The organism is Kitasatospora putterlickiae (assembly GCF_039527695.1).
GTDB lineage: Bacteria > Actinomycetota > Actinomycetes > Streptomycetales > Streptomycetaceae > Kitasatospora > Kitasatospora putterlickiae.
Genome location: NZ_BAAAKJ010000321.1, coordinates 3348 through 7940 on the forward strand (window position 1 = coordinate 3348; position 4593 = coordinate 7940).

A 4593-nucleotide genomic window follows, 5' to 3' on the forward strand; every position below is an offset into this window, starting at 1 on the left:
CGGGTGCGCGGGGAGCGCCCGGCCCCGTCCGGCGTTGCCGCCCCCTACCGCCCGCCCCGCGCTCCCGCGCTCAGGCCTGCGCGACGAACACGTGCGCGGCGATGTCCTTGCCCAGCTCGGCGGCGTTGTCGCCGGTGCCCACCAGCACCCCGCCGACCCCGGCGCTCACCCGCACCGTCGACCCCGGCCGCACCCCGGCCCGGCGCAGCGTGCGCATCAGGTCGCCGTCGGTCTGGATCGGCTCGCCGATCCGGCGGACCACCACGTCGGAGCCGTCCGCACCCGGCAGCACGGTGTCCAGCGGGACCAGCCCGGCGTCGAAGCCCTCGCCCTCGGCCTTGGCGTCGCCCAGCTCGTCCAGCCCCGGGATCGGGTTGCCGTACGGGGACTGGGTGGGGTGGCCGAGCATGGCGAGCACCTTGCGCTCGACCGTCTCGCTCATCACGTGCTCCCAGCGGCAGGCCTCCTCGTGCACCTGCTCCCACTCCAGGCCGATCACGTCGACCAGCAGGCACTCGGCGATGCGGTGCTTGCGCATCACCCGCACCGCGAGCCGGCGGCCCTCCTCGGTCAGCTCCAGGTGCCGGTCACCCGCGACGCGCAGCAGTCCGTCGCGTTCCATCCGGCCGACCGTCTGGCTGACCGTGGGACCGCTCTGCTCCAAGCGCTCGGCGATCCGGGCGCGCATCGGGGTGATGCCCTCCTCCTCCAGCTCCAGGATGGTGCGAAGGTACATCTCAGTGGTGTCGATCAGCCCAGACATCGCCGCTGGCTCCGTTCCTCGGTGTCCTCATCGCCAATTCTGACCTACCGCACCGACTACCGGGCCCGCCGCCGGGCGCAAGGGGTCGCTTTTCCCGCCTGTTGACAGCGGCGCCGGTGAGGCAGCACGGTGCTGGCCGTAGCTTCCTCCCCGCGGCCGGACCACCACGGCCCGCCCCCCACCCGGCCGGAATCCCCCACCGGCAGAGAGCGAAGGCAACAGATGAGCGAGCTGGTCGGCCGGTACTTCGACACCGCGATCGCGCACCTCCAGCGGGTCCGCACCGAGGAGGCGGAGAACATCGAGGCCGCCGCCGCCCTGCTGGCCGAGGCGATCACCGAAGGGCGCAGGATCTTCACCTTCGGCGCCGGCCACTCCTCGCTGGCCGCCCAGGACGTGGTCTACCGGGCCGGCGGGCTGGTGCCGATGAACCTGCTGGAGGTCCCCGGGATGGCCGGGGTCACGGTGATGCCTGCGCCGCTGTCCAGCGCGCTGGAACGGGTCTCCGGCCTGGCCACCGCCGCCCTCGACCACACCCCCGCCACCAGTGGTGACCTGCTGTTCCTCATCTCGCTCTCCGGCCGCCAGGTGATGCCGGTCGAGCTGGCCCAGCACGCCCGGGACCGGGGCCTGAAGGTGATCGGACTGACCTCGCTGGCCTACCCCCGCGAGATCGCCTCGGCGCACCCCTCCGGCACGTACCTGAAGGACCACTGCGACGTCGTCCTGGACAACAAGATCGCCGTCGGCGACGGCGAGCTGACCCACCCCGGCGCCGAGACCACCTTCGGCCCGGTCTCCACCATCGTCACCAGCGCCCTGATGCAGGCCGTGGTCGCCTCCGCCGTGGACCGCCTGGCGGACGCCGCCCTCGCCGGCACCGGCGCCACCCCGCCCCTGTTCCGCTCCGGCAACGTGCCCGGCGGCACCGAGTGGAACGCGAAGCAGATGTCCGACAACGCGGAGCGGATCTTCTACACCTTCTGACCCCGTCCGCCCTCCGCCGTACACCGGCGGAGCCGCCGGCACCAGGCCGCCTACGCCAGCGGCCGACCTGGAGCACACCCGAGCCGACACGCCCCGCCGCCGGGCCCCGCGCCCGCGGCGGGGGCCGCAGCACCCGCCTCCCATGCCCCTGGCCGCCCCGCACGCCCGCCCCTGCCGGGCAGGGGCAGTCGCCGGCCACGGACCGTGACGCAGCCCGTCCCCTGGCCAACCCGCACACCTCCCTCCCGGCCCGCACCAGACCACGTGCTGCCCCGGCCACCCCCCGCACGTCCCGTTCCCGTCCCCGCCGGCGGCCGGCTGAGGGGACACCGGATCGCGGCGGGCCCGGTGGCCACCTCCGCCGCCGCAGCCCCACCCGAGGCGTACCGGGCCTCGTCGCGGGGCAGGTACCGCCGGGGCGGCGGCGGAGCCGCGAGTGGGGGGACGGAATGGCGTCGGGCACGGGCGGGTCGGACCGGGTGGTGCGGGAGCGCGAGCTGTTGCCGGAGCTCTTCTGGGCGGCCGACTCGGCCTCCCAACAGGGGCAGTCCAGGGCGGTGCGGCTCTCCGCCGCCGAACTGCTGCTGCTGGTCGCGGCCGCCACGGCCGGCTCGGCCGACGGCACCGTATGGTCCTGGCTCGCCGCCGTCGCCTACCTCGGCGCGATCGCCCTCTCCGCCGTGACCAGCCGGCAGAACCCGCAGGGCCTCTGGTACGAGGGCCGGGCCGCCGCCGAGTCGGTGAAGACCCTCGCCTGGAAGTTCGCCGTCCGGGCCGACGCCGTCCAGCCGCCACCGCGTCCGCTGCCGGACGCCGAGGGACTGTACGGCCTCCAGCTCGGCCGGGTGCTGCACGCGTTCCGGGGCAGCCGCGCGGTCGGCCCCGGCCTGGCCGGGCGGCCCCCGGAGAGCCAGATCACGGCGGCGATGCGCGGCCTGCGCGAGCAACCGCTGACCGTCCGCCGGGACGTCTACCTGCGCGAGCGCATCCAGGTGCAGCAGGACTGGTACCGCTCCAAGTCCCGCTACTGCGCCCGCGCCGGCTTCTGGACCGGCGTGGCCGGCGTCGGGCTGCCGCTGCTCGGCCTGGTGCTCGCGGTGCTGCGGGCGATGGGCGAGTTCTCCTTCGACGCGCTCGGCACCGTCTCCGCCGTGGCCGCCTCGGTCACCGCCTGGGCCCAACTGCGCCAGTACCGCCCGCTCGCCGCCGCCTACGGCCTGGCCGCCGACGAACTGGCCCAGATCCGCGCCCAGCTCGCCCACCTCGACGTCGGCTCCCCCGACGCCGAGGAACTCTGGGCCCGTCTCTCCCGCGACGCCGAGGACGCCGTCTCCCGCGAACACACCACCTGGCAGGCCCGCCGCGAGATCAACGGCCCCGCCGACCGCGCGTAAGGCCCGGGCTGGTCCCCCGGCTCAGCTGTGCACCTGTGTTTCCGGGACCGGGACCGGCGTGCGAGCCGCCACCACCAACCACCTCACCGGCCCGTAACCGCCGGCCCGGGCCGCCCGTCCTGGCGAGGGAAGTCGGCCTCGCCGACTTCCCACGCCCGTGGTCACGCCCCGGCTACCGGCCCACCGGGGTGAGCGGGGCCTTGCCGGAGAGGGCGGCGAGGACGTTGTCGACGGCGAGGTCGCCCATCGCCTGGCGGGTGCGGACGGTGGCGCTGCCCAGGTGGGGAGCGAGGACGGCGCGGTCCTGGGCGAGGAGGGCGGAGGGGACGGCGGGCTCGTGCTCGAAGTTGTCGACGGCGGCGGCGAACAGCGCGCCGGACTCCAGGGCGGCGGCGAGCGCCTCCTCGTCGACGACGCCGGCGGTCATCGAGACCACCACGGCCCCGGGCGGCAGCAGGGCGAGCCGGCGGGCGTCCAGCAGGTGGCGGGTGGCGTCGCTCAGCGGGCAGGTGACGACCAGGACGGTGGAGGTGGCGAGCAGGTCGTCCAGCGGCAGCCACTCGGCGCCGTCGGCCCGCTCGGGCGGGAGCGGGTGGCGGTTGTGGTAGCGGACCGGCATGTCGAAGCCGCGCGCCCGGCGGGCCACCGCCTGCCCGATCCGGCCCATGCCGAGGATGCCGAGCGGGGTGCCGGTCAGCTCCAGGCCGAGCAGGAAGTTCGGCGCCCAGGCCCAGGCCTCACCGGAGCGCAGCAGACGCTCGCCCTCGCCGAGGCGACGGGTGGCGGCCAGCAGCAGCGCCCACGCCATGTCGGCGGTGGCGGCGGTCAGCACGCCCGGGGTGTTGGTGACCGGGATGCCGCGCTCGGCGCAGGCCGCGAGGTCGACGTTGTGGTACCCGACCGCGTGGTTGGCCACGATTTCGAGGCCGGGGCCGGCGGCATCGAGGAGTTCGGCGTCCACCCGGTCGTCCAGGGTGGTGATCAGCGCCCGGCGGCCGCGGACGGCCGCGAGGAGCTCGGCGCGCGCCATCGGCAGGTCGGAGTCGTGCACGGTGGCCGCGTGGTGCGCGGTGAGCCGTTCGGCGACACCGGGCGCGAGACGACGGCTGACCAGGACCGGAGGGTGCTCGTTCATGAGCCGAATCTACGCTCCGCCCCCTCACGCCGGACCGGGCGAGGGGGCAGAGTGCCATTAATGGCACCTATGCTCGTCGACCGTGCTGCCCGCCCGGTCGACGCGGTCCCGCAGTGATCGCGTCAGCACCTCACCGATCGCGCCGACGAACGCCGAGGCGAGGACGAGCAGGCCGACGGCGATCATCATGCGGCCGAGTCCAGCTCGAACCAGACGAGCTTGCCTCTCTTGTGCGACTCGACGCCCCACCGGTGGGTGAGCCCCGCGACGAGTTGGAGCCCCCGCCCGCCCTCGGCGAGTTCGCCGAGGGCGGT

5 protein-coding genes are annotated in these 4593 nt (G+C 75.1%); 2 read left to right on the forward strand and 3 right to left on the reverse strand.

Translation table 11 applies throughout. The annotated features are described in order from the left end of the window. Positions 1 to 70: 70 nt before the first annotated feature. Positions 71 to 763, reverse strand: coding sequence for an iron-dependent transcriptional repressor DtxR (locus ABD308_RS30265; RefSeq protein ID WP_344341915.1), 693 nt, complete (start codon positions 761 to 763; stop codon positions 71 to 73). 222 nt (positions 764 to 985) lie between these two features. Here ABD308_RS30265 and ABD308_RS30270 point away from each other — a divergent pair, with 222 nt between their 5' ends. Together ABD308_RS30270 and ABD308_RS30275 are read left to right on the forward strand one after the other, a co-directional pair. Continuing rightward, complete coding sequence (locus ABD308_RS30270; protein WP_344341920.1) at positions 986 to 1750, forward strand: SIS domain-containing protein; 765 nt, start codon at positions 986 to 988, stop codon at positions 1748 to 1750. A 449-nt stretch (positions 1751 to 2199) separates the two neighbouring features. Continuing rightward, positions 2200 to 3144: a DUF4231 domain-containing protein gene (locus tag ABD308_RS30275; RefSeq protein ID WP_344341927.1), complete on the forward strand. Its 945-nt coding sequence runs from the start codon at positions 2200 to 2202 to the stop codon at positions 3142 to 3144. Between the two features lie 172 nt (positions 3145 to 3316). Here ABD308_RS30275 and ABD308_RS30280 read toward each other — a convergent pair whose 3' ends face one another. Next, on the reverse strand, positions 3317 to 4279 hold the full coding sequence (locus tag ABD308_RS30280) for a 2-hydroxyacid dehydrogenase (RefSeq protein WP_344341934.1): 963 nt from the start codon (positions 4277 to 4279) through the stop codon (positions 3317 to 3319). Between the two features lie 57 nt (positions 4280 to 4336). Then, positions 4337 to 4468, reverse strand: a complete 132-nt coding sequence (locus ABD308_RS30285) for a hypothetical protein (RefSeq protein ID WP_344341940.1) — start codon at positions 4466 to 4468, stop codon at positions 4337 to 4339. Positions 4469 to 4593 lie beyond the last annotated feature (125 nt).

Bases quoted from the DNA above. Each gene is read 5' to 3' on its own strand.
- ABD308_RS30265 (WP_344341915.1), bottom strand. From the start codon at position 763: ATGTCTGGGCTGATCGACACCACTGAGATGTACCTTCGCACCATCCTG.
- ABD308_RS30270 (WP_344341920.1), top strand. From the start codon at position 986: ATGAGCGAGCTGGTCGGCCGGTACTTCGACACCGCGATCGCGCACCTC.
- ABD308_RS30275 (WP_344341927.1), top strand. From the start codon at position 2,200: ATGGCGTCGGGCACGGGCGGGTCGGACCGGGTGGTGCGGGAGCGCGAG.
- ABD308_RS30280 (WP_344341934.1), bottom strand. From the start codon at position 4,279: ATGAACGAGCACCCTCCGGTCCTGGTCAGCCGTCGTCTCGCGCCCGGT.
- ABD308_RS30285 (WP_344341940.1), bottom strand. From the start codon at position 4,468: ATGATGATCGCCGTCGGCCTGCTCGTCCTCGCCTCGGCGTTCGTCGGC.